Source organism: Candidatus Defluviilinea gracilis (genome assembly GCF_057138825.1).
Map to the genome: position 1 here is coordinate 1 of NZ_DBNHEF010000068.1, position 23,029 is coordinate 23,029.

Sequence of the window (23,029 nt, forward strand, 5' to 3'; positions counted from 1 at the left end):
GTTCGATCCACCCGCGGATCGCTCACTTTGCTAAAATGCTCGGCGATCGCCTCCAATGGCTTCTTTGTCATGGCTACCTCCTTCAAGATAGCCCTTTTTTACCTCAATTTAGATGCAATCGCCCTAACTTTCCACTTTCCACTTTCCTCGCCTTAATGCTCCTTCATTTTTTCATGGTAATATGAAATTATGTATTTACCGAGAAGCAGTAAGTGGAGTATGAACCGCCGCAAACGCCGCCCAAATTATTTTGGCTGGATCGTTTTTCTGTTGGTGGCGGCATTCGGCTATTACTTCAATCAAATCTATTTGCCAACCCAGCCAAACCCGTTCGAGGCGACCCCAACGCCCACCCGTTCCGCCGAATCGTTCGTGACCGATGCCGACCAGCTTGCCACCGAAGGCAAGTTCATCCAATCCATCGAGGCGTATCAGGAGGCGATCCGCTCGTCGCCGCAGGATGCGGCGTTATATATTGCCATTGCCCGCGTGCAAGTGTTGGCTGGCAAACCTGCCGACGCGCAAGCCAACGCGGAGAACGCGTTATTGCTCGACCCCGGCAACGCGCTGGCGATCGCGGTGCGCGCCTGGGCGGCGAACGCGCAGGGCAATACTTCCGATGCGCTCCGTTGGATCGAGGAAGCGTTGCAAATCGACCCGAATAATGGGCTTGTCCACGCGTATTACACAGAGATCCTTGTCGACTCTGGCTCGTTCGATAACATTACAAAGGCGATTGAAGAATCGAAAGTGGCGCTGGCTCTCGCCCCCGACACCATGGAAGCGCACCGCGCGCGCGGCATTTTGTTGGAGGTAACGGATAATTACGATGAGGCGATCCGCGAATTCGAACAGGCATTATCGTATAACGACAATATCGCCGATTTGCATTTGCGGATCGGGTTGAACTATCGCGCCATCAGCGCGCCCTCTCAGGCGATCGACGCGTTCACGCGCGCCGATGTGCTGAACCCCGCCGACCCCTACCCCGACCTGTATATTTCGCGCACCTATGCGGGGACAGGCGAATTGCCTAAAGCCTTGCAATACGCCGAGACCGCCGTGCAAAACAACCCGGTGGACCCGCGTTTGCGCGGCAACTTTGGCGTGATGTATTATCAAAACGATCTATGGAAAGAGGCGATCGCGCAACTGCGCCTCGCCATTTTCGGCGGCGCGGCGGAAGATGGAAGCCCCATCGAAGGTCTTTCGCTCGTCGGAAATGATATTCGATTGGCGGAGATTTATTACACCTACGGACTCGCCCTGGCGCGTACCGGTCAATGCGGCGAGGCATTACAGATCGCCCAGGAGATCCAATCCAAGATTCCAACCGATGAAACGGCAGTGTTCAACGCGGGCGAAATGATTCGCATCTGTGAAGAGAATCTTGCCAACCCGCCCGCCAGCACATCTACACCGGCAAGCGCAGAGGCGACCTCCGCCGCGCCTCCGTCTACAACTCCCACGCCATGAATATTTCACCGCGTCGTCCGCTCTTCAACCGCAAGCCGCAGTCGAATATCTACCGCATGTTCATTTGGGTGGTGATGCTCCTCGGCGGGATCTGGATTCTTCAGCAGATCAGCAGTGGAGACATTCAACCGCTCTTTCAAAACACGCCGACTCCCACTCGTTCACCCGCATCGTTGATCTTGGAAGGGGAAGCCTACTTCAGCGCGGGGAACGTGGACGCGGCGATTCAAGCCTACCGCGCGGCTGTGGACGTGAACCCCGGCGACGCCCAAACGTGGGCAAAACTGGCGCGTATCCAAACGTATTCGTCTGCCTTCCTCATTACCAACGAGCAGAAAAAGGCGCGTCTCACTGAGGCGCTCGAATCGGCGACCAAAGCCGTTGAACTTGCGCCGGATGATAGCACCGCGCACGCCATCCGCGCGTTCACGTTGGACTGGAACGCCAACTCCAACTTTCGCACCACCGAAGAAGTGCAAGATTTCTTGCGCGACGCGGAGGCCGAATCATTAACCGCGTTGCAGTTGGATAATTCCAACACGCTGGCGTTGGTGTACTACGCTGAAGTGTTGCTCGATCAGCAGAAATGGGACCAGGCGGATTTGACCATTAAGCAAGCGCTCGCGCAGGACGATACCCTCATGGACGTTCACCGCGTGAATGCGGCAGTGCTGGAAACCTTCGGTCAATACAACCTTGCCATCACCGAATGGGACAAGGCGATCGCCATCGAGCCGAATTTTACGTTCCTATACACCCGCGCCGGGGCAAACTACCGCATCCTTGCGTTCGATATTGCAAATAGACAAGGCATCGAGGCGGCGCGTCCCACGTATGTAAAGTCGCTGGAGTATTTTGATAAAGCGGTGCGGATTAATGAACAGATCAAAGTCAAAGACCCGGGTCCGCATTTGTCCATTGCGCGGACGTATTCACAGTTGGGCGAATATTTTGCCGCCGCGCGTAACGTGCAAAAAGCGTTGGAATATGAACCGTCGAACCCCGATATTTACGGACAGTTGGGGATCGTATACTTTCGCTCCCGGAATTATGAAGGTTCGATCTTCTCCTTTAAGTGCGCGACCTATGGTTGCTCCGGTGAAGATTCGTGCAAAGGGCGCGGACTGGAACGTTGTTTCCCCGACCTCAACGAGAACCCGGTCGATGTGCCGGGGCTTGCGATTTCGCCGAATACCATTGTTTATTACTACACTTATGGGTCGGTCTTGTCCGCGTTGAGCCGCCCGAGGGCTAATCAATGCGGCGAAGCGATGAAAGTACTGAACGATGTGCGGACTGAACTCCGCAACAATCCGGACGATTATGCTGATTCACAACAGACGATCCTCGGCATTGTGCAAACGGGAGAATTCATCTGCGCGTCGTTGGCTGACGATGGCGCGCCAGCCTCACCCGTCCCGAGTGAAGCGGGTGGGGGAGTCACTGCAACCCCGACGCCTTGACCCCCTCCGCCGCTGAAGCGGCACCTCCCCCAAAATCCGACTGGGGTTCGTCGGATTTTGGGGGAGGGCTGGGTGGGGGCGGCATCAGAACTCCATAAGAATTTTTACAATCCCCTTGACTTGCCCTCTTGAAATGAGTATTATTGCGTTTAGCACTCGTGCAAGCAGAGTGCTAATTTCATGAATATTCTAAATTCCAATCAGGAGGCAGAAAGATGGCAAGCAAATTGAAGTTGAAGCCCCTTGGCGGACGCGTGATCGTTGAGCCGATCGAGCAGGAAGATATTACTGCCGGCGGCATCATCCTTCCCGAAACCGCAAAGGAAAAACCGCAGGAAGGCAAAATCCTTGCGGCGGGACCCGGCGAGCGCGACGAAGACGGCAAGCGCATCGCCATGGACGTCAAAGTGGGGGACCGAGTGCTGTACGCGAAATATTCCGGCACCGAAGTGAAAGTGGATGGCAAGAAACTGCTCATCCTCAAAGAGAACGATATTTTAGCCATCGTTGAAGGCTAACAAACATACTGTGTAATCGGCGTTCTCTAACGCCGGGCGCGTTAGACGCTAGAGCGCGCGCCACACAACCCGGAGGATTATTACTATGGCTGCTAAACAAATTGTCTTTTCAGAAGACGCCCGCCGCAAACTCAAGAACGGTATGAACGTGGTTGCCAACGCGGTCGGCGCAACCCTCGGACCGAAGGGCCGCAACGTGGCGATCGATCGCAAATTCGGCTCCCCGACCGTCACTCACGACGGCGTTTCCGTTGCGAAGGAAATTGAACTCGAAGACCCGTTCGAGAACATGGGCGCGCAACTTCTTAAAGAAGCCGCGTCGAAGACCAACGACATCGCCGGCGACGGCACAACCACCTCGACCGTGCTGGCTCATGCCATCGTCAAAGAAGGCTTGGAGACGCTTGAAGCCGGCTACAACCCGATGCTCCTCAAGCACGGCATTTCACTCGCCACCGAAACCATCGTGGAAGAACTCCGCAAGATGTCGGTGAAGATCGATACCAAGGGCGACATCGCCTCCGTCGCGACCAACTCCGCCGCCGACGAAGAGATCGGCGGCTTGATCGCCGATGTGATGGACAAAGTCGGCAAAGACGGCGTTATCACCGTCGAAGAGTCGAAGTCCCTGCAATTCGAAACCGAATTCGTCGAAGGGATGCAGTTCGATCGCGGTTACCTCTCCCCGTACTTCATCACCAGCACCGAGAAGATGGAAGCGGTGATCTCCGACGCGTACGTGTTGATCAACGAGAAGAAGATCTCCGCCGCGCAAGACATCGTTCCCTTGCTCGAAAAACTCGTGCAGATCGGCAAGCGCGAACTCGTCATCATCGCCGAAGATATCGACGGCGAAGCGCTCGCCACACTCGTCCTCAACAAACTACGCGGCATGTTGAACGTGCTGGCTGTCAAAGCCCCCGGCTTCGGCGACCGCCGCAAAGCCATGCTCGAAGATATCGCCAAGCTCACCGGCGGAACCGTGATCGCCGAAGAGACGGGCCGCAAACTCGAAACCGCCACCCTTCAAGATTTGGGTCGCGCCGAGAAAGTCGTCTCCGACAAAGAGAACACCACCATCGTTGGCGGCAAAGGCAAGAAGGCGGACATCGAGGGCCGCATCAAGGAAATCCGCTCTGAGATCGATAAAAGCACCAGCGACTACGACAAGGAAAAACTTCAGGAACGCCTCGCCAAGTTGAGCGGCGGCGTCGCCATCATTCGCGTGGGCGCAGCCACCGAAACCGAAATGAAGGAAAAGAAACATCGCGTGGAAGACGCGCTCTCTGCCGCGCGCGCCGCAGTGGAAGAAGGCATCGTCCCCGGCGGTGAAATTTCCCTCATCAATGCCGCCTCCAAGTTGGATAAACTTGCCAAAGAGAACGGCGACGACGACAGCGAAGTCCGCGTGGGCATCAACATCGTCAAGAAGGCGCTCGAAGCCCCGATCCGCAAACTCGCTTCCAACGCCGGGCAGGATGGTTCCGTCATCATCGACACCGTCCGCCGCACCGCCGCCGAAAAGAAAAACAAGAACATCGGCTACAACGTGCTCACCAACAAGTATGTGGACATGATCGAAGCCGGCGTGATTGACCCGGTCAAAGTGGTGCGCGGCGCGCTTGAAAATGCCGCCTCCATCGCTTCGATGATCCTCACCACCGACGTGCTCATCACCGACATGCCCGAGAAGGATAAACCCGCTCCCGCCATGCCGCCCGGTGGAATGGATTACTAAGAGCCAATCCGGAATGCGGACTTCAGTCCGCTTCGTGTGCGGACTCAAGTCCGCGCTCCGAACGATCGATTTATGCAGGGGCAGACGCGCAAGTCTGCCCCTGCATATTTAATTTATAATCGGGGGATAATGCCTCAACCTCATCGCCGCAACTTCATCTGGATATTTCTCATCCTCGCGCTCGGACTCACTTCATGCGCTTCTCCCTCGACGGTTCAGCCTGTTGACACACCCTCAGCAACCTCCACGCCTGAGCCTCCGACCTCCACACCAGAGCCGCTTGCGTTAACTGTCAACGGCGAAGGAGTCACCCTCGTCGAATTCAACGCGGACGTGGCGGATTACATCAACGCGCAAGCCGCGCTCGGCGCCCCGGCCGATTCGGCGACGGCAACCAGCGCGGTGATCGACGATCTCGTGGCGCAAATGCTCCTTGCGCAAGCCGCCCGCGCGGAGGGCTTTACCCTCGATGACGCCGCCCTGCAAGCGCGCATCGATTCGCTGACACAACAACTTGGCGGAGCCGACGCGCTCGAAGCGTGGAAAACGAGTCATGGGTACAGCGACCCAGCCTTCCAGTCCGCGTTGAAGCGCGCGGTCGAATCCGCCTGGATGCGTGACAAAATCATTTCATCCGTGCCTGCCACAGCCGAGCAAGTCCACCTCCAGCAGATTTTGCTCTATAATGAAGACACAGCGCGAAGTTTTCTCCTGCAATTGAACGGCGGAAGCGACTTTGACGACCTCGCGTTGAAAGCCGACCCGGTCACGCGCGGCGATCTCGGCTGGGTGCCGCGAGGCTATTTGCTCAATAAAGAGATCGAAGACGCCGCGTTTAATTTAGCAGTGGGCGAACACACGGATGTGATCGCCACAGATGTTGGCTTCCATATTTTGAGAATTCTGGCGCGCGACCCGGCGCGCCCGCTTTCGCCGGATGCCTTGTTATCGTTGCAGGAACTTGCGCTGAAGCATTGGGTCGCGGAGCAACGTCAATCCGCTGTGATCGTGACGCAGTAGTTTCGCTATACGGAGCAATTTGATGAGTGATGATTTTAATTTCGACGGCAAACAATCGGGATCGCGCGGCGGAGGGCGAAAGCTTGAGGTATGGGATTTTCTTTCGATCCTTATGTTGCTTTCCACCGTTTGTCTTGTGATCTACTTTGGCATGGTGTTCGTCGATCCGAATTCAGAGTTGAATATTTTGCCTCCCAGCGGATTGGGACCGAAAACAGCCACGCCCACCGTCACCCCGCTTCAGTTGCAAGCGACATGGACTGCCAGCCCAACCATTGCGCTGACCGCCAGCGATACGCCGCGCCCGACCTTCACCCCATTTTCAACCAATACGCCGTTCTCGCTCATTCCGCCCACGCGCACGCGCAAACCGCCCACCGCCACCCGCACACCCAAAGCTCCCTTCGGCGCCACAACCCAACAGGTGGAAAGCACCGTAGTGCATCCTGAATTTGCGTGCAATTGGGCGGGCATTGGCGGCACGGTGGTGGATGTTAATAACAGCCACATCTACGGTCAGGTGATCGTGTTGCGAGGCATACTGGACGGCAAGACCATCGAGATGCAGACCGTCAGCGGCATCAACAAGGAATATGGCCCATCGGGTTTTGAATTTGCGTTGGGCAACGCCCCGGTCGCTTCGACCGCGCTATATGTTCAACTCGTAGACTTAAATGGCTTGCCGCTTTCCGATCAAATTTCCGTCCCCACGTCTGCCGACTGCGGAAAAAATCTTGTTCTGGTGCGTTTCAAGAAGAATAAGTAATCGATCGATTTGTCCATTGAAAAACAGGAGACCCATATGGGTCTCCTGCTTTTTATTACACAGCCACATTCCAATGTTCGTACTTTGGAAGCTTTGCCCGCACGGCATCATCCACCAGCGCGCGCAGTTGAGTTGTGACGGGACCCATTACGCCTCTTCCAATGGGGCGGTGGTCCACCTTTGTGATGCCGGTCACGCCTGCGGCGGTGCCGGCGAAGAACATTTCTTCGGCGATATACACTTCTGTGCGATCGATCGAGCGTTCCACCACGTCGATTCCCAATTCGCGGCGGGCAAGTTCGATCACCGTTCTGCGGGTGATGCCTTCGAGAATATTATCGGTGATGGGCGGCGTGACCAGCGCTCCATCGCGTACCATAAAGACATTCATGGCGGAGCCTTCAGAAACGTGACCGTTGTTATCGAGCACGAGCGCCTCGTCAAACCCCGATTGTATGGCGTCCGACTTGATCAGCGAAGAATTGACGTACGCGCCCGCCACTTTAGCGCGAGCAGGGATGACGTTATCGTCCACCCGGCGCCATGAGGAGAAGGTCACATGCGCGTCGGTGTCGTTCTTCACGTATTTTTCATACCCCATGACAAAGATGCTGAACTCATCTTTGATATCGTGCAGGCGCACGCCAATGCCCAGGTCTGCCTTGTAAAACGTGGGGCGGAAATAAATATCCTGCTTCCAGTTGTCCGTTCGGAGAAGATCGAGTGTCACTTGAATCAGGCTTTCTTCATCGTACCCCGTTTTCATAGACATCATCTTCGCGGAGTGCAACAGTCTGCGAAAATGATCGTAGGGGCGAAAAACGAAGAGACGCTTCTTCTCCTCGTTCCAAAATGCGCGCATGCCTCCGAACACTGATGTGCCATACAGAAATGCGTGCGCGGCGATGCTAATTTTTGCTTCAGACAGGGGAACGATCTTGCCTTCAAAATAAGCGTGCTTCGAGAGATCCACGTGCGCCTCCAAAAAATGAGATTGGGACCGACTCTTACGGGCGGATTATACCTGAGGACTCCGAATCAATCGCCCTTACGGCTGATTCAAAATAGCGGGCTGGACTCAACGGGTCGGCATTTCTGCTCTTGACGTGTGACGGAATCCTATTAAAATCTAATTCGATAAATATCGAATTAGATTAAGTGAGCGGAACCATGAATGCCCAGCCCGAAGTTTTGGATTTTGTCAAAGCGATGGCGTCCGCCGAACGCTTGCGCGTGATCGGCGCGCTGGCGCATGGACCTGCTGCGCAAAGCGAGATCGCCGAACAATTGCACGCCCCGGCGCGAGACGTGCTCCAGCATCTGTCTTTTCTTGTTCGCGCGGGCATTGTCCGCGAAACGGATGGGATGTACGAATTAGACGAGAAGGCTGTCGAGTCTTTGGCGCGGGGACAGTTGAAAGATAGTCGCCCGCAATACCAGGAACAGCCCGAGGATGTCCGCAAAGTGTTGAAGGCGTATCTCAATGCGGATGGAACGATTAAGGAATTTCCGCTGGAAACGAAAAAGTTGGTCATCCTTTTGAACTTTGTCGTGGATGTTTTCGCCTTCGACGCAAATTACACCGAAAAGGAAGTGAACACCATCCTGCGCCGTTTTCACGTGGATGTCGCCTCCCTGCGCCGCGATCTTGTGGATCACGGTCTCATGGCGCGTGAGAGCAACGGGTCGAAATATTGGAGAGTTAAAGATGGACAATAAGAAATCGAGAAGAGAACTCAACCGCGAATATGCGGAGCGCGTCAAACCCTCTGGCGTGTATCAAGTGAAAAATCTTGTCAATGGAAAAGTTTTGCTTGGAAGCAGTTTGAATTTGGAAGGACCGCTCAACCGGCATCGATTCATGCTGAAGGTTGGCAGTCATACCAATAAAGTCCTGCAACAAGATTGGAATGAACTGGGCGCCGAAAAATTTGCTTTTGAAATATTGGAAGAAGTACAACGGAGGGATGATCCGAATTTCAATCTGGAAGATGAGTTAACCATCCTGGAGATGATCTGGCTGGAGAAACTCCAGCCGTTTGACGAGCGCGGTTATAACCTCAATGCAAGGATCCGTGAGGCATAAGGAAAGCTTTTAACCACAAAGGTCACAAAGAACACAAAGGGAAAACCTATGAGAAGGCGATCCGCTCATCATTCGTCCATCCTTAGTGACCTTCGTGCCACTTCGGCAGGCTCAGTGCAAGCCTTCGCAGTAAAAAAACATGACAAACTCAAGCGAAGAACTCGTCACATTTTTCAAAGCGTTGGCAGACGCGAACCGCCTCAAGATCGTCGGTCTGCTGGCGGAGAAATCATACAGTGTGGAGGAACTTGCCGCGCTGTTGAATCTCAAGCCATCCACCGTATCGCATCATTTGGCGCGGCTCGCCGAGGCGGGGTTGGTCACCTCGCGCGCTGAAAGTTATTACACCGTGTATCAATTGGATCGTAAGACGCTGGAGGCAAGATCGCGGAGCATGTTCTCGCAAGCTGAACTTTCGACCGTCGTCGCGGATGTGGATGCGGATGCTTACGATAAAAAAGTGATCAAAGATTATTCCCGCCGCGATGGAACGTTGAAGGCGTTTCCGTCGCAACGCAAGAAATTCGATGCCATCCTCCGCTACGTGGTGAAAGCGTTCGATGTGGGAAAGCGCTACAGTGAAAAACGCGTCAATGAAATCCTTGCGCAATATCATGAAGATACAGCGACGTTGCGGCGCGAATTAGTAGGATTGGGCTTGATGAAACGCGAAGGCGGTGGGGGAGAGTATTGGAGGATATAGAAAAACAGCCCCAGGTTATGCTGTGGCTGTTTTTCTACATCTTTATTTTCGCGCGAGTTGCTCGCGGTTGACCAGTCCCTTTTGCCAGGCGTACACTGCGACCTGCGTGCGGTCGGCGAGATGCAGTTTGCTGAGGATGTTGCTCACGTGTCCCTTGACTGTGTTCTCGCTGATGACCAGTTTCTCCGCGATCTGGCTGTTGGTCATTCCGTTGGCGATCAGGCGCAGCACATCCAGTTCGCGTTCGGTGAGTTCGGTGAAGAGCGGCTGTTCGTCGCCGTTCTCACTGCGGATGTTTTGCAGGACGCGCGCCGCCACCAGCGGATGCAATGTCACTTCTTTTTGCGCGGCGCGGTGTAACGCCTCTACCAACTTTTCCATTTTCATATCTTTCAGGATATAGGAGATCGCGCCTGCCTTCAACGCGGGGAAGATGTGCACATCCTCGTGATAGGAAGTCAGCACCACGATCTGCGTGCGCGGGCTGATCTGTTTGATGCGCCGCGTAGTCTCCACGCCGTCCATGCCGGGCATGATAAGATCAAGGAGAACGATATCGGGGATGTAATCAGAGATCAGTTTGAGCGCGGCTTCGCCGGAGGCGGCTTCGCCAACCACCTGAAATTCTTTTACGGTTTCGATGTAGGAACGGATTCCGTTCCGCACCACCTCGTGATCGTCCACAATGATGACGCTGATTCGGTTGTTTTGATTATTTTGTGCCATAGCCGCTTCCTTCTCAATTTTTGATTGGCGCCTGTACCAGGATCCTTGTTCCGTGTCCCGGCGCGCTTTGGATTTGCACCGTTCCGTGAATACTGCTTACGCGTTCGCGCATCGAACGCAAGCCCATGCCGTATGATTTTTTTTCAAGGTCGAAACCGCATCCGTCGTCGGCGAGGGAGAGTTGCACTGAGTCGTGATTATAGACGAGGGAAATATCCATGCGGCGAGCTTTGCTGTGTCGCGCCACGTTGGCAAGCGCCTCTTGCGCCACGCGGTAGAGCGCTTGCTCCATTTCGAGGGGGAGGCGACGCTCGCCACGGTTGACCAACTGTATGGTGGTGTCGTTGCGGTTCTCCCATTCGTAGATGTAGTCGCGCAGGGCGGCGGGTAACCCTTTTTCTTGTAGCGCGATCGGGTAGATCTCCTGCACGAGGAAGGTTAATTCTTGAATCACATCGCTGACGAGATTTTCCGCTTCGCTGAGGTGCATCGAGACCGGGTCGCCGTTGCCGTTCAAACGACTGCGGACGGTTCCCAGTTGGGCAAGCGCGGCAAATGCTTTTTGCTTTGCCGAATCGTGCAGGTCGCGCGCGAGGCGGTTACGTTCTTCCATGACCGCCAGGTCTTTGGTCTGTTCGAAGAGTTCCATGTTGGCGATCGAGATGGACGCCCGCTGGGTGATCGCGGAGAACAGGCGGGTGATGTCGTCGCCGATCAGGTTGGGCGAGGTGAAACCGACCTTGAACACGCCGACGATTTTCCGATCGACGGTGATGGGGATTAGCGCGAAGGAGCGAATGCCCTCGTCGATCAGCGCCTGGCGAATATTCGGTTGAAATTCGTTCAACTCAATTTGTCGCACGATCACCGGTTGCCCGGTCTCAAGCACCTCGCCGATCATCCCTTCGCCTTTTTCAAATTCAAGGACGTTGAGCGTTGCGGGCGCGAAGCCTCGGCTGACGCGCGGCGTCACGCGAGTTCGTTTTTCATCCCAGGCAAAGACCACGCTTCGGTCGGCGTTGAGCATGTCCACTGCCACATCGACCAGCGTTTGAAAGACTTGATTCAAACTGACGTTGCGCAGGATGCGCTCGTCTGCCTGATAGAGCGCTTCCATTTCGCGGTTTCTGGTTTCCAGCGCGAAGGTTCGCTCTTTTACGAGACGCTCCAGAGCGCGGTTTCTATCCTGGATGGATTTTGTCCGCAAGCGGACCCCGCCCGCGACCACGAACGCCGCAAATACCGCGATGAGCGCGCGAAACCAGACGGTTTGCCAGAAGGGCGGGATGACCGTCAGCTTAATGCGGGTGGGTGTTTCACTCCAGACTCCGTCGCTGTTGGAGGCGTTTAATAGCAGGGTGTAGGTTCCCCCGGGCAGGTTGGTATAACGCCCGTTGCGCCGGGCGCCGATGAAATGCCAATTTGTGTCGAAGCCTTCGAGAGTGTAGGCGTATTGATTTTTGCCGGGTTGGTTGAAACTGAGGGCGGCAAATTCAAACTCGAACGAAGTTTGCGGGTAGGCGATGGTGATCTCGCGCAGTGTTTCCACGCTTGAGTTGCCGGCAAGCGACTGGCCCTCCTGGTCGAGCGACAACAAGGAGATTTGCGGCGGGTATGCGCTATCCGTGATTTCGAGAGGGTGGAAGACGGTCAAGCCGTCGATTCCGCCGAAGTAAAATTCGCCGTTTTTTCCTTTCGCAAACGCGTTCGAGTTAAATTCATTGCTTTGTAGCCCATCGCCGCGATCGTAATTGCGGAAGGTTTCGGTATCCGGGTCGAAGCGGGCGATGCCGTAATTGGTGCTCATCCAGAGGCGCCCATCCCCGTCTTCGAGGATTCCGTACACAGACCCGTTGGGTAGTCCGTCTTTTTCCACATAGTGAGTGAACGAATCGGTTTCGGGGTGATATAGATTCAAGCCGGTTCCGGCGGTGCCGATCCATAACCTGTCTTTCGAGTCGAGGTAGATGGAAAGGATGGAATCTCCGCTCAAACTGGACGGGTCGGTGGGTTTGTGCTGATACTGTTTTACCTCGTTGGTGACCGGGTCCATGCGGTTCAGCCCGGCTTCGGCGGTGCCGATCCATAAATAGCCCCGGCTATCCTCGGCAATGGCGAGCGGTTTGGCGCCGCTCAATGTGGATTCGTCGGCAGGGTCCGAACGGAAATGCGTGAACACGCCGGTGGTCTTATCGAAGCGGTCTAACCCGACGAAAGTGCCCACCCAAAGTTGTTTGCGGCTGTCTTCGAAAATGGCGTATACGAAGTTGGCGCTGATGCTCTCCGGGTCGGTGGGGTCGCGGCGGTAGTGGGTAAAAGAATTCAGCGCCGGGTTGTACCGGTCCAGCCCGTTGGTGGTGCCAACCCAGAGGATGCCATCGCTATCTTGGAAGATCGAGATGATCGTATCGGAACTGATACTGTCCGGGTTTTGCGGGTTGTTATAGTATTTTTTGTTCGCGCCTGTTTCCCATTGGAAACGGTTGAGCCCGGCGTCTGAAGTGCCGATCCAGGCATAGCCTTCATCATCCACATAAATGGGAAAGATAAAATTCCCGCTCAGGCTGTTCGGGTCGTCTGGGTCGTGGCGGTAGTAGGCGAACTTGTCGCGTTCCCGGTCGTAGCGATTGATCCCTCCCCCGTGCGTCCCGAACCACAGCACGCCTCCCCGGTCTTCGTAGATGGCGAGGATACTGTTATTGCTGATACTCCGTTGAAAGGTTGGATCGTTGCGATAGTGGATGAAATGGGAACGATCCGCGCTCATGCGGTCCAGTCCCTCGGGTGTGCCGATCCATAGATTTCCCGAGCCGTCGATGCGCAGGACGTTAATGGCGTCGCTGATGATCGATTGCGGCTCATCCTGATCGTGCATAAAGGAGGTGAACTTTTCTTCCACCGGGTCGAAGACGTTCAACCCGGTTTGTGTGCCGATCCACAGATCGCCATCGATCCCCTCCGCGATGGAAGTGATACGACCGCTACTGATACTGCCAGGGTAATCGGGCGCTGGCAAATAATTTGTATAAGTTTCGGAGGGCGGGTCAAACACGTTCAAGCCGCCATCGAGAGTGCCGATCCAAATGAATCCCTCAGAATCTTGAAACAACGCGCTGATGTTTTTGCTACTCAGTTTTTTAGACCTGGTCACCGGCTTTGCTTCATCCTGGTTTTTTTCCGCGTCTGAATCCAGCTCTGGAGTGACGATCAGATCGTCGTTTGTGCTGGGTTGAGGGACATGGTATGGAATATGGTGAAAGGTTTGCGTCTCCCGGTCGAACCGATCCAACCCGCTCAAGGTGCCGACCCAAAGTTGGTTTTCATTGTCGATCAGCAACGCGGTCACATGGTCGTCTGCCAGGCTGGCGCTATTCCCCTCGGTATGTTGAAAATGAGTAAATGTGCCCGCGCGCGGATCGTAGCGGTTCAACCCGCCCAGGCGCGTGCCGATCCACAGGTACCCATCGTGGTCTTCGACAATATCGTTGATCCAACCGTCGCTGATACTGTTGGGGTTGCCGGGGTCGCGCTTGAAGGTGGTGAAGTTGTACCCGTTGTAACGATTTAATCCATCCTCGGTGCCGATCCAGAGAAATCCCTGACGGTCTTGAAAGATGACTCGCCCGGAGCTTTGCGAGAGTCCCTGCTCGATGCCGAGCGTATCGAAGCGCGGGACACAATTGCAGATTGCGGGCAGGTCGGCGGGGGAGAGGCGGTCCGGTCGGACGGGGAGGCTGGTCGCAGGCGATTCAGGTTGAGGCGCGGTTTGAGGCGTTGCCCGCCCGGCGCAGGAAGCCTGCGAGAGGAGCAACAGAATCCCGATGGTGAAACCGAATCGCCTCGTCCAAATCCTGCGCATGGTGTTAATTATAGACCCGTATTCCGTATCGTGTATGAAGCCGATTTTATTCGGCTGGAGGCACAGCGCCATATCCCTCGGAGGAGGGGTTTTTCCAGATCAGGCGCGCGAGGGGAATACTACGTTCGATGATCTCTGCGAGGGAACCCAAACCATCACTCATGCGGGTGGGAAATACGCTTCGAGGCGGATGCTTGAATTTTCCGGGGTAGGTATGATGTGCGCAGGTTAGTCATGCTAATCCGCTTTGCTTTCAACGATCTCCTCACAAGAAAGCGATACGTCGGCGTCAGGCGGGATCCCGGTCTACGCAACCGGGTTTCCGCCTCGCTCGCTATAGGTTCAAAGGAGGTGGCTCGAGAATATCGCGCATGTTGATTCCTCGCATCAAGATTCACTCAAATTTTTTAGGAGAGAAGAGCATGAAAAAAAGTAAAGTATTTCACCTATTCAGCCTGCTGGTGGCGTTGAGCCTTGCGCTTGCCGCATGCGCTCCTCAACAAGCAACGGAGACCGAGGCGCCTGTGGCGGAAACCGAAGCGCCCGTTGTAACCGAAGCCCCAGCCGCAACCGAAGAACCCGCGGCGACTGCCACTACGCGCCACGGCGGTTGGTTGGATGAAATTGATATTTCCGTCGTGGCGGGCGATTCTGCCCTTTCGCAAATTCAGGCGGGCGCGATCGATTTCTTCTCGTTCAATCTTGCTTCAGACGTGTACCCCGCGATTCAGGAATCGGGTCTTTCCAGCACGCAATCGCTCGGCGGTTATTACGGGATCAGTTTGAACCCGGCGGTGTTCGAGGATGCGGCTGTGTTGAATCCATTTTCGAATCGCAAGATCCGCGAAGCCTTGAACTGGTTGATCGACCGCAATTATGTGAACCAGGAGATTTACGCCGGTGGTTCACTGCCTCGGCTGTTCCCGATCACCACAGAGTTGGTCGAATACACCAACCTGATCGACACCGCCCGCGCTTTGGAAAGCAAATACGCTTTCAATACGGAACGCGCAAAGGCTGTGATCGACGCTGAAATGCCCGCCATGGGCGCCGAACTCGGCGCGGATGGCAAATGGCAATTTAACGGCGCGCCTGTAACGTTGATCTTCCTCATCCGTTCCGATGGCGATGGCACGCGCCAGCCGATGGGTGATTACGTATCGAATCAACTCGAAAGCATCGGCTTTACCGTGGACCGCCAGTATAAGACCGCTTCCGAAGCCTTCCCGATCTGGCAGGGGACCGTTGCGGCGGAAGGTCAATGGAATTTATATACCGCCGGTTATGGTGTTTCTGGTTTGGGTTCACTGCGCGACGAGAGCGGCAACATTCAACAAAGTTACTTAAATACGAGCACGCAAGCGAGCGAACCGTTTATCTCGAATGTCTCTGATCCCGAATTCCAAAAACTCGGCGATGACCTCGCGCAAGGCAATTACGACTCGAAGGAAGAACGCGATGCCATGATGGCGCGCGGGCTCGAACTTTCGCTGGAAGATTCGCTGTTTGTATGGGTCATTGATCAAAAGACCTATGCGCCTTACGCCAACAATGTGCAAGTGACATATGATCTCGCGACCGGTCCCGAATCTACAAACGTCGGTCCGTACAACTTGCGCTTCAAAGATCAAGAAGGCGGCACGATGAAGATCGGCACAAACGACCTGTTCACCGAGCCATGGAATTCGGTCGCCGGAAGCAACTGGATCTGGGATGGTTTTGTCAGTCGTATGACCACGCAGGGCAGTTCCAATATCACCGGCGCGGGCGGTTTGATGGCTGATCCGTATACCGGGCTTGCCTATCCTCAGCGTATTGCCAGTGCCGAATTGACTTATAAGGAAGGTTTGCCGATCAATCAGAGTCTCGATTGGTTGACCGTGACTGCGGCGCCCCAAGTGGATGTTCCCGCCGACGCCTGGATCGATTGGGACGCGACCGAGCAACGCTTCATCACAGTCGGCGAGAAGTATCCCGACGGTCTGACAGCCAATGTCAAAAGCCTGGTTGTGTATCCCGATGATTTGTTCGAAACGGTGAAATGGCACGATGGCAGTCCGCTTTCTGTGGGCGATTTCGTGATGAACATGATCCAGAGTTTCGACCCCGGTAAACCGGAAAGCAAAATGTACGATGAAGCGCTGGCATTGAGCATCAACGCCACGCTCGCGGCATTCAAAGGGTATCGCATCGTTTCCACCGACCCGTTGACCATCGAAGCGTATTCCGATACGTACAACACCAACGCGGAACTCAACATCTTAACTCTCTGGCCTCAGGACCTTTATGGTTTAGGGTATGAGAACAGTTGGCCCGTGCTGGCAGTGTCTAACCTCGCAGAAGTGAATGGCGAACTGGCATATTCGGAAGATAAAGCCGGAACGCTTGAAGTGGAACAAACCAACTGGGTGGGCGGCCCGAGCCTCGAAATTCTCGGCAAGTATCTCGATCAGGCGGCGGCTGAGTCGCATATTCCGTACGCCGCGACCATGAGTCAATTTATGACCAAAGAAGAAGCCGACCTCCGCTACGCCAACCTCAAGCAATGGGTTGCGGATCATGGTCACTATATGGTTGGCACGGGTCCCTATTATCTCGACCAGGCGTTTCCCACGGAAAAATCGGTTGTCCTTAAGCAGTTTGCCGATTTCCCCGATCTCGCCGATCGTTGGGCGCAATTTAGCGAGCCAAAGTTGGCGACGACCCTGCTGGATGGGCCAGGGCAGGTCAAATCGGGCGATGAAGCGACGTTCGATGTGGCGATCAATTTCAAAGATCAGCCATATCTGCTCTCCGATATCGCGCGGGTGAAATACATCCTGTACGATGCGAGCGGCGCGGTCGTGTCGGTGGGCGATGCCACCGCAGTCGCCGACGGTCAGTATCAAGTGACGCTGACCGCGGAGGAAACGAAGAAACTCTCCACTGGCTCAGCCAGGCTCGAAGTGGCGGTGGTGCCGATCCCTGTGGCGATCCCTTCGTTCACCTCGTTTGATTTTGTGGCGGTTCCGTAGGATTTGACGATTGAAGACTCACAGGGACGATCCGTTTTCGTCCCTGTGAGTTCATTCAAGAAAATGAGCGAGGCATGCATGGCAGTGATAACCCAACCCACAACCGATTCGTTGGTTTCCCAGAGATCGACGCGCTACGGCTCGTTGCTCCGTATCTTGCGATATTCCATCACGCGCCTGTTGACGTTGTTCGTCACCGTCATCATTGGCATTTATCTCACCATCGTCATCGCCAATATGGGCGGCTATGTGGATGAGATCATGCGCGGAGAGATTCGAGACCGCGTCACGCAGGCGATCATCAACAGCCCCGCGGGACAAGCCATGGACCTCGAAGTTCGCCAGCAATTGATTAAAGACAAGATCGCCTCGGAGGAAAAACGCATGGGCTTGGATGTGCCCATCGCGGCGCGGAATGCGCGCTATCTTGCGAACGCGCTGACCTTGAACCTGGGGCGCGCCATGAATATGACCAGCGACTCGGGGTCGAAGCAGGTGCGCCTCATCTTGCTGGAGCGCCTGCCCGCCACGCTGTTATTAATGGGCATCTCGCAATTATTCCTGTTTTTCTCCAGCATTCTGCTCGCTTTAAATCTTTCCCGCAAGTATGGAAATTTTTGGGACAAACTGGTCGTTGCATTATCGCCGACCTCCGCGGTGCCGCCCTGGTTTTACGGCATCTTTCTCATTCTGATCTTTGCGGCATTGTTGAAAGTGTTGCCTTTCGGCGGCATGGTGGATTCCCCCCCGCCCTCCAACCCGTTCGATTACTCCTTGAGCCTGCTTAAACATTTGATCCTCCCCACCTTCTCTCTTGTGCTAAGTTCGTTTTTTCTGAGCATTTATAACTACCGCACGTTCTTCCTGATTTACTCCAGCGAAGATTACGTGGATATGGCAAAGGCAAAAGGTTTGCCCGCCCGCGATGTGGAACGGAAGTATATTTTGCGCCCCACGCTTCCCAACATCATCACCAATTTTGCCCTGCTCATCATCACGCTATGGACGGGCGCGACCATCACCGAAACGGTCTTCCTGTGGCCCGGGCTGGGGCGCGCGCTCTTTCAGGCGATCGGGTTATATGACATTCCTATCATCGTCGGCTCGACCATTATTTACGCCTATCTGCTTGCCATGACAGTATTTCTGCTCGATTTCACGTACTCTCTCGTTGATCCGCGCGTAAAAGTTGGGGGCTGAGATGACCGCGCTGAAAAATTCGATTCAAAAGTTTTTTTATTACCCATCCGCTGTGTTTGGATCGTTCGTCGTTCTCCTGCTTGTGTTACTGGCTGTGTATGCCATGCTGAAGATTCCGTATCGCGAAGCCATCCGCCTGTGGCGAGGAGGGGAGGAAGTCTGGTATCAAAACCCGAAGTTTGCCGCGCCCGCATGGATCAATTATTTCTCGTCCACACAATACGCCGAATCGTTCTCGGTCACTACCAGAGATGGAAGCCTGACCGGCGAATTCACGCCCGGCGCGGAAGGCACAGGCGAGTTGCTCGCCAACTATGCCTTCGATTTCACCTATGATACCTACCCGCAGGATATGATCCTGTATTTCAAATCGAGCTACGCCGAGAAGCAACCATTCGTTTCGCTCGAATGGCTCACCCCCGATGGGCAAACGATACGCATCGCAAACATGGCGATCGGCAAGGAATTTACCTATCGTTTCGCCCAGGATGAAAAACTCAAAGCCCGCCTCAAAACGGACGATACGATCGCCTCGCTCTTCTCGGACCGTGAAACTGGTTCGCCGGTCAAGGGGCAGTATCGTCTCCTCATCACCGCCACCACCTTTGAGCCCGACTCGCGCGTAGATGCCGAATTCGTCTTTCATGGTCAGGTCTATGGGTTGGCGGGCACCGATCAGGCGCGCCGCGATCTGATGGTGCCGTTATTGTGGGGCGCTCCCGTTGCGTTGACGTTCGGCTTGATCGCCTCGCTCGGTTCCTCGGTATTGACGATGATCATCGCCGCGCTGGGCGCGTGGTATTCAGGCTGGGTCGATGAATTGATCCAACGCATTACCGAAGTGAACCTTGTTCTCCCCTTCCTGTCCATTCTCATCATGATCGGCACGTTCTACTCGCGTAGTCTGTGGGTGATCCTCGGCGCAACCATTGCCCTGAGTATTTTTACCGGCGCCATCAAGGGGTTTCGCTCGATATTTCTCCAGGTGAAGCAATCCATGTACATTGAGGCAGCGCGCGCCTATGGGGCAAGTGGAATCCGCATCGTGTTCTTTTACCTGATCCCGCGCATGATCCCATTGCTGATCCCGGGGCTGGTTTCCTCTGTGCCAGCCTTTGTCTTCCTCGAAGCCTCGTTGGCGGTCCTGGGCTTGGGTGACCCGGTCCTGCCGACCTGGGGCAAGATCATTCAGGATGCCAATATGAACGGCGCGTTGTATCGCGGCTATTACTACTGGATCCTGGAACCGACCATCCTGCTCATGATCACTGGCCTGGGGTTTGCCATGCTGGGCTTTGCCCTGGATCGTATCTTCAACCCCAAATTGAGAGACGCATGAACCAAACCACATCGAGCAAACTCCTTCAGATCGAAAAACTCGAACTGCATTTCAAAACACGCGGCGGCGCGGTGCAAGCCGTAGACGGCGTCAATTTCACGCTCGACTCGAATCGCGCGGTCGTCGTTCTCGGCGAATCGGGTTGCGGGAAGAGTTCGTTGGCGAAAGCCATGCTCCGCCTCCTGCCGCGCAATGTGGATAAATACGACGGCAAGGTATTCTTGCAGGGCGCGGATGTGATGGAATTCGATGATGAGGAATTCCGCAAGAATGTCCGCTGGCTGGGCATCTCGCTGGTGCCGCAAGCCGCGATGAATGCCCTCAACCCGGTCATCCGCGTTGGAGAACAGGTGGCGGAACCCGCCATCATTCATTTGGGACTGAGCAAAGCCGAAGCCATGCACCTCGCGCAAACAATGTTCCAGCATGTGGGCGTGCCGCAGGATTTTGTCAGCCGCTACCCCTTTGAGTTGAGCGGCGGGATGCGTCAGCGCGTGGCCCTGGCGATGGCGCTCGTCACCAGCCCCAGCCTGATCGTCCTCGATGAGCCGACCTCCGCCCTCGACCTGCTTACCCAAGCCAACATCATGAACGTTCTCAAACGGATCAAACACGAACTTGGCACATCCTTTATTTTGATCACGCATGATATCGCCACCTCCAGCGAACTGGCGGACGAGGTTGCCATCATGTACGCCGGTCAGATCGTGGAGACCGGTCACGCGAGAGATTTCTTTCCCGCGCCGCTTCACCCGTATTCGCAGATGTTGATGGCGAGCGTGCCGCGCCTGCGCAGCGAATCGAACCCGATGTTTATTACCGGCCAGCCGCCCAGCCTGATCAGCCCTCCAAAGGGGTGCCGTTTTGCGGCGCGGTGCCCGTTCCGATTTGAAAAATGTGTCGAAGAACCGCCCGTGTTTGAAAAGAATGGGCGAAGCGTCAAATGCTGGTTGCACGCTTGAGAATCGCGGAACCAACCATAGGAGTACCGAGGCATGATTACCGACTTGCGCGAGGCGATGATGAGCATTGAAAAAATCAACGAGGCACAACCGTTGCTGTCTGTGCAGGATCTGCGCGTGTGGTACGAATTGCGCCGGTTTGGCTTTGGGCATGCTGGGTATGTTAAAGCGGTGGATGGCGTCAGTTTTGAGCTGGCAGAAGGGGAGACGGTGGCAGTCGTCGGAGAATCGGGATGCGGGAAATCCAGCCTGATGAAAACCATCCTGGGGTTGAACATGCCCACCAGCGGGGGAATCGTTTTTGATGGAGAAAATCTCTCGGAGCTACAAGGCGGCGGGTTGCAGAAATACCGTTTCAAGATCGGGTATGTGCAACAAGATCCGTATGGCGCCTTGCCGCCGTTCATGAGCGTGCAAACGATTTTGGAAGAACCGCTCATCATCAGCGGGTTGAAGGGCAGGGAGGAGCGGTTGTCGCGCATCCACAAAGTGATGACGGAAGTGAAGCTCCATCCGGTGGATGACTTTTTGCCGAAATTTCCGCACATGCTCAGCGGTGGACAACAGCAACGCATTGTGATCGCTCGGGCAATGTTGCGCGAACCGAAGTTGATCGTGGCTGATGAACCAGTATCGATGCTCGACGCCTCGGTGCGCGTCGAGATTTTGAAACTCATGCATGCCTTGCAGGAATCTCACGGTCTTTCCGTGATCTACATCACTCACGATCTCTCGACGGTGAAATATTTTTCTCAGCGTATTTTTGTGATGTATGCGGGGAATCTCATCGAAAAAGCGGATACGCGCCGCCTGCTTGAGAACCCCCTGCATCCGTACACGCATGCGTTGCTCGCCGCCACCTCCGACCCCGATGCGCGTAACGCTGATTCGTTCAAGGAAGTGCCGCCCGGCGAGCCGCCGAGTCTTGTGAACCCGCCGAAAGGTTGCCGCTTCCACCCGCGTTGCGCCAGGGCGATCGCCGGGTTATGCGACCAGAAAGAGCCGCTAGACTTTGAGCCTGAGCCGCATCATTTTGTGGCGTGTTGGTTGTATCAACCGCAATGACACACCCCCGCTTTCTCCTCTTGTTTGGCGTGACCCTGATGCTGACGGGTATCGTCCTGCCGTTCCTCATGGTGATTCACGTTCTCGAATCAACTTTCATGTTGAACTTTTTCTCGTGGGGCGCCTCAGTCGCCGGGCTGGCGTTTGGCACGATCGGCTTTGCGCTGTATGCGCGAATCAGGAAATAGACTCGGTTGGAAATAGTTCTTGACGCAGTTGCGCGGCGTCAAGGCAGGCGGCTCGACCAGTCGCCTGAACTTACGTGAGGCGCTGGTGATTTGTAATAAGCGCAAAGCATTTGTTGGACGCGAAATATGATGTGATGTTGCGGATCCAGGATTCGAAGAAAGTTTCATAAACAAAAAAGGAGCGCTGCTTCAAAAGCAGCGCTCTTTTTTTGTTTGAAAAACGATTACGGCGTCAAGGTGCGCACGAACGCAATCGCTTGCCAGATCTGTTCTTCGGTGAGAATACCCGCCCACGGCGCCATGGAGGTGCCGGGCTTGCCGGTGTTCACGCGCCAGAACAAGTAATCATCAGAAGCGCGTTGTTGCAACTCGCCCAGGTTCTTCGGTTTCGGGTCGAGCGCCGCGCCTGCCGGACCATCGCCATGGCCTTGCGGTCCGTGGCACGGTTCACAGTTCACTTGAAAGACCTTTGCGCCTTCCGTTGCCGCATCGGCTCCGAGCGGGTTGGTCTTGCCGGCGAAATCGGCCGGTACGGGTTCCAGGGTGGCTGTTGCTTCAGAATTCCCACCGCCGCCGCATGCCGCCAGAATCATTGTGGCGACCACAAGGATTGAGAGTAGTAGAGCGAACTTCTTCATTATTATTAACCTCCGGGTTGAATATGGATAAATTGTATGAGATTTACATGGGATTGTCAAAGTGACAATTGTTACCCCTGCGGCATGATGATTGTCTGTGGGCTGACGGAGGCGAAAAACCGCAAGGTGAAGATCAGCCGTCCATCGAGACATGAAGCGAATTTTTATAACTAGAGCCATTTTGTCCAATACTGATAAATGTCATATCACATCCTGTGACATTCTTCACATTTGTTTTGTAACCTACAATGCTATGATTGGACAAATT

General features: G+C 54.9%; 19 protein-coding genes. 15 read left to right on the top strand and 4 right to left on the bottom strand.

Annotated elements, in window-relative coordinates; genetic code table 11:
* Positions 1-219: 219 nt before the first annotated feature.
* The 6 genes from AC16KF_RS10960 (at position 220) to AC16KF_RS10985 (ending at position 6,981) form a co-directional block, all read left to right on the top strand.
* Positions 220-1,476, top strand: a complete 1,257-nt coding sequence (locus AC16KF_RS10960; RefSeq protein WP_484037352.1) for a tetratricopeptide repeat protein — start codon at positions 220-222, stop codon at positions 1,474-1,476.
* On the top strand, positions 1,473-2,939 hold the full coding sequence (locus AC16KF_RS10965) for a tetratricopeptide repeat protein (RefSeq protein WP_484037353.1): 1,467 nt from the start codon (positions 1,473-1,475) through the stop codon (positions 2,937-2,939). Before AC16KF_RS10960 ends, AC16KF_RS10965 begins: the two co-directional genes overlap by 4 nt.
* A gap of 215 nt (positions 2,940-3,154) precedes the next feature.
* Complete coding sequence (gene groES, locus AC16KF_RS10970; RefSeq protein ID WP_484037354.1) at positions 3,155-3,457, top strand: co-chaperone GroES; 303 nt, start codon at positions 3,155-3,157, stop codon at positions 3,455-3,457.
* 85 nt (positions 3,458-3,542) lie between these two features.
* Positions 3,543-5,195, top strand: a complete 1,653-nt coding sequence (gene groL, locus AC16KF_RS10975; RefSeq protein ID WP_484037355.1) for a chaperonin GroEL — start codon at positions 3,543-3,545, stop codon at positions 5,193-5,195.
* Between the two features lie 129 nt (positions 5,196-5,324).
* On the top strand, positions 5,325-6,215 hold the full coding sequence (locus AC16KF_RS10980; protein ID WP_484037356.1) for a peptidylprolyl isomerase: 891 nt from the start codon (positions 5,325-5,327) through the stop codon (positions 6,213-6,215).
* Positions 6,216-6,237: 22 nt separating this feature from the next.
* Entirely contained in the window at positions 6,238-6,981 is a 744-nt protein-coding gene (locus AC16KF_RS10985; protein WP_484037357.1) for a hypothetical protein, read from the top strand.
* Positions 6,982-7,036: 55 nt separating this feature from the next.
* Here AC16KF_RS10985 and AC16KF_RS10990 read toward each other — a convergent pair whose 3' ends face one another.
* On the bottom strand, positions 7,037-7,954 hold the full coding sequence (locus AC16KF_RS10990) for a branched-chain amino acid transaminase (RefSeq protein WP_484037358.1): 918 nt from the start codon (positions 7,952-7,954) through the stop codon (positions 7,037-7,039).
* A 185-nt stretch (positions 7,955-8,139) separates the two neighbouring features.
* Here AC16KF_RS10990 and AC16KF_RS10995 point away from each other — a divergent pair, with 185 nt between their 5' ends.
* The 3 genes from AC16KF_RS10995 to AC16KF_RS11005 all read left to right on the top strand — a co-directional run bounded on the left by AC16KF_RS10995 (position 8,140) and on the right by AC16KF_RS11005 (position 9,770).
* Positions 8,140-8,700 (top strand): DUF2087 domain-containing protein, encoded by a 561-nt coding sequence (locus AC16KF_RS10995; RefSeq protein ID WP_484037359.1) that lies wholly within the window; start codon positions 8,140-8,142, stop codon positions 8,698-8,700.
* The gene (locus tag AC16KF_RS11000; RefSeq protein WP_484037360.1) at positions 8,690-9,067 is read left to right on the top strand and encodes a GIY-YIG nuclease family protein; all 378 of its coding nucleotides are present in this window, start codon (positions 8,690-8,692) and stop codon (positions 9,065-9,067) included. The genes AC16KF_RS10995 and AC16KF_RS11000 overlap by 11 nt, the downstream gene beginning before the upstream one ends.
* A 139-nt stretch (positions 9,068-9,206) precedes the next feature.
* On the top strand, positions 9,207-9,770 hold the full coding sequence (locus tag AC16KF_RS11005; protein ID WP_484037361.1) for a DUF2087 domain-containing protein: 564 nt from the start codon (positions 9,207-9,209) through the stop codon (positions 9,768-9,770).
* Between the two features lie 42 nt (positions 9,771-9,812).
* Here the strand turns inward: AC16KF_RS11005 and AC16KF_RS11010 are convergent, their stop codons facing one another.
* Positions 9,813-10,496, bottom strand: coding sequence for a response regulator (locus AC16KF_RS11010; protein ID WP_484037362.1), 684 nt, complete (start codon positions 10,494-10,496; stop codon positions 9,813-9,815).
* 13 nt (positions 10,497-10,509) lie between these two features.
* Positions 10,510-14,355 (bottom strand): sensor histidine kinase, encoded by a 3,846-nt coding sequence (locus AC16KF_RS11015; protein WP_484037363.1) that lies wholly within the window; start codon positions 14,353-14,355, stop codon positions 10,510-10,512.
* Positions 14,356-14,777: 422 nt separating this feature from the next.
* Between AC16KF_RS11015 and AC16KF_RS11020 the strand changes: the two genes are divergently transcribed.
* From AC16KF_RS11020 to AC16KF_RS11045, 6 genes are all read left to right on the top strand, one after another.
* Positions 14,778-17,369 carry an ABC transporter substrate-binding protein gene (locus tag AC16KF_RS11020; RefSeq protein ID WP_484037364.1) on the top strand — a complete coding sequence of 864 codons (2,592 nt, stop codon included), beginning with the start codon at positions 14,778-14,780 and terminating at the stop codon, positions 17,367-17,369.
* A 78-nt stretch (positions 17,370-17,447) separates the two neighbouring features.
* Positions 17,448-18,569 carry an ABC transporter permease gene (locus AC16KF_RS11025; protein WP_484037365.1) on the top strand — a complete coding sequence of 374 codons (1,122 nt, stop codon included), beginning with the start codon at positions 17,448-17,450 and terminating at the stop codon, positions 18,567-18,569.
* A gap of 1 nt (position 18,570) precedes the next feature.
* Positions 18,571-19,908: an ABC transporter permease gene (locus AC16KF_RS11030; RefSeq protein WP_484037366.1), complete on the top strand. Its 1,338-nt coding sequence runs from the start codon at positions 18,571-18,573 to the stop codon at positions 19,906-19,908.
* Positions 19,905-20,870 carry an ABC transporter ATP-binding protein gene (locus AC16KF_RS11035; RefSeq protein WP_484037367.1) on the top strand — a complete coding sequence of 322 codons (966 nt, stop codon included), beginning with the start codon at positions 19,905-19,907 and terminating at the stop codon, positions 20,868-20,870. Before AC16KF_RS11030 ends, AC16KF_RS11035 begins: the two co-directional genes overlap by 4 nt.
* Before the next feature lie 33 nt (positions 20,871-20,903).
* Positions 20,904-21,935, top strand: coding sequence for an ABC transporter ATP-binding protein (locus AC16KF_RS11040; RefSeq protein ID WP_484037368.1), 1,032 nt, complete (start codon positions 20,904-20,906; stop codon positions 21,933-21,935).
* Positions 21,932-22,123, top strand: coding sequence for a hypothetical protein (locus AC16KF_RS11045; protein WP_484037369.1), 192 nt, complete (start codon positions 21,932-21,934; stop codon positions 22,121-22,123). Before AC16KF_RS11040 ends, AC16KF_RS11045 begins: the two co-directional genes overlap by 4 nt.
* A gap of 224 nt (positions 22,124-22,347) precedes the next feature.
* On the opposite strand, the gene AC16KF_RS11050 is transcribed toward AC16KF_RS11045, so the two are convergent.
* On the bottom strand, positions 22,348-22,761 hold the full coding sequence (locus AC16KF_RS11050; protein WP_484037370.1) for a c-type cytochrome: 414 nt from the start codon (positions 22,759-22,761) through the stop codon (positions 22,348-22,350).
* Between the last annotated feature and the right edge of the window lie 268 nt (positions 22,762-23,029).

Excerpts from the sequence above, each read along its gene's own strand:
- AC16KF_RS10965 (WP_484037353.1), top strand. The coding sequence starts at position 1,473 with ATGAATATTTCACCGCGTCGTCCGCTCTTCAACCGCAAGCCGCAGTCG.
- AC16KF_RS11020 (WP_484037364.1), top strand. The coding sequence starts at position 14,778 with ATGAAAAAAAGTAAAGTATTTCACCTATTCAGCCTGCTGGTGGCGTTG.
- AC16KF_RS11030 (WP_484037366.1), top strand. The coding sequence starts at position 18,571 with ATGACCGCGCTGAAAAATTCGATTCAAAAGTTTTTTTATTACCCATCC.
- AC16KF_RS10980 (WP_484037356.1), top strand. The coding sequence starts at position 5,325 with ATGCCTCAACCTCATCGCCGCAACTTCATCTGGATATTTCTCATCCTC.
- AC16KF_RS10985 (WP_484037357.1), top strand. The coding sequence starts at position 6,238 with ATGAGTGATGATTTTAATTTCGACGGCAAACAATCGGGATCGCGCGGC.
- AC16KF_RS11050 (WP_484037370.1), bottom strand. The coding sequence starts at position 22,761 with ATGAAGAAGTTCGCTCTACTACTCTCAATCCTTGTGGTCGCCACAATG.
- AC16KF_RS11040 (WP_484037368.1), top strand. The coding sequence starts at position 20,904 with ATGATTACCGACTTGCGCGAGGCGATGATGAGCATTGAAAAAATCAAC.
- AC16KF_RS11035 (WP_484037367.1), top strand. The coding sequence starts at position 19,905 with ATGAACCAAACCACATCGAGCAAACTCCTTCAGATCGAAAAACTCGAA.
- AC16KF_RS11025 (WP_484037365.1), top strand. The coding sequence starts at position 17,448 with ATGGCAGTGATAACCCAACCCACAACCGATTCGTTGGTTTCCCAGAGA.
- groL (WP_484037355.1), top strand. The coding sequence starts at position 3,543 with ATGGCTGCTAAACAAATTGTCTTTTCAGAAGACGCCCGCCGCAAACTC.
- AC16KF_RS11045 (WP_484037369.1), top strand. The coding sequence starts at position 21,932 with ATGACACACCCCCGCTTTCTCCTCTTGTTTGGCGTGACCCTGATGCTG.
- AC16KF_RS11010 (WP_484037362.1), bottom strand. The coding sequence starts at position 10,496 with ATGGCACAAAATAATCAAAACAACCGAATCAGCGTCATCATTGTGGAC.
- AC16KF_RS11015 (WP_484037363.1), bottom strand. The coding sequence starts at position 14,355 with ATGCGCAGGATTTGGACGAGGCGATTCGGTTTCACCATCGGGATTCTG.
- AC16KF_RS11005 (WP_484037361.1), top strand. The coding sequence starts at position 9,207 with ATGACAAACTCAAGCGAAGAACTCGTCACATTTTTCAAAGCGTTGGCA.
- groES (WP_484037354.1), top strand. The coding sequence starts at position 3,155 with ATGGCAAGCAAATTGAAGTTGAAGCCCCTTGGCGGACGCGTGATCGTT.
- AC16KF_RS10960 (WP_484037352.1), top strand. The coding sequence starts at position 220 with ATGAACCGCCGCAAACGCCGCCCAAATTATTTTGGCTGGATCGTTTTT.
- AC16KF_RS11000 (WP_484037360.1), top strand. The coding sequence starts at position 8,690 with ATGGACAATAAGAAATCGAGAAGAGAACTCAACCGCGAATATGCGGAG.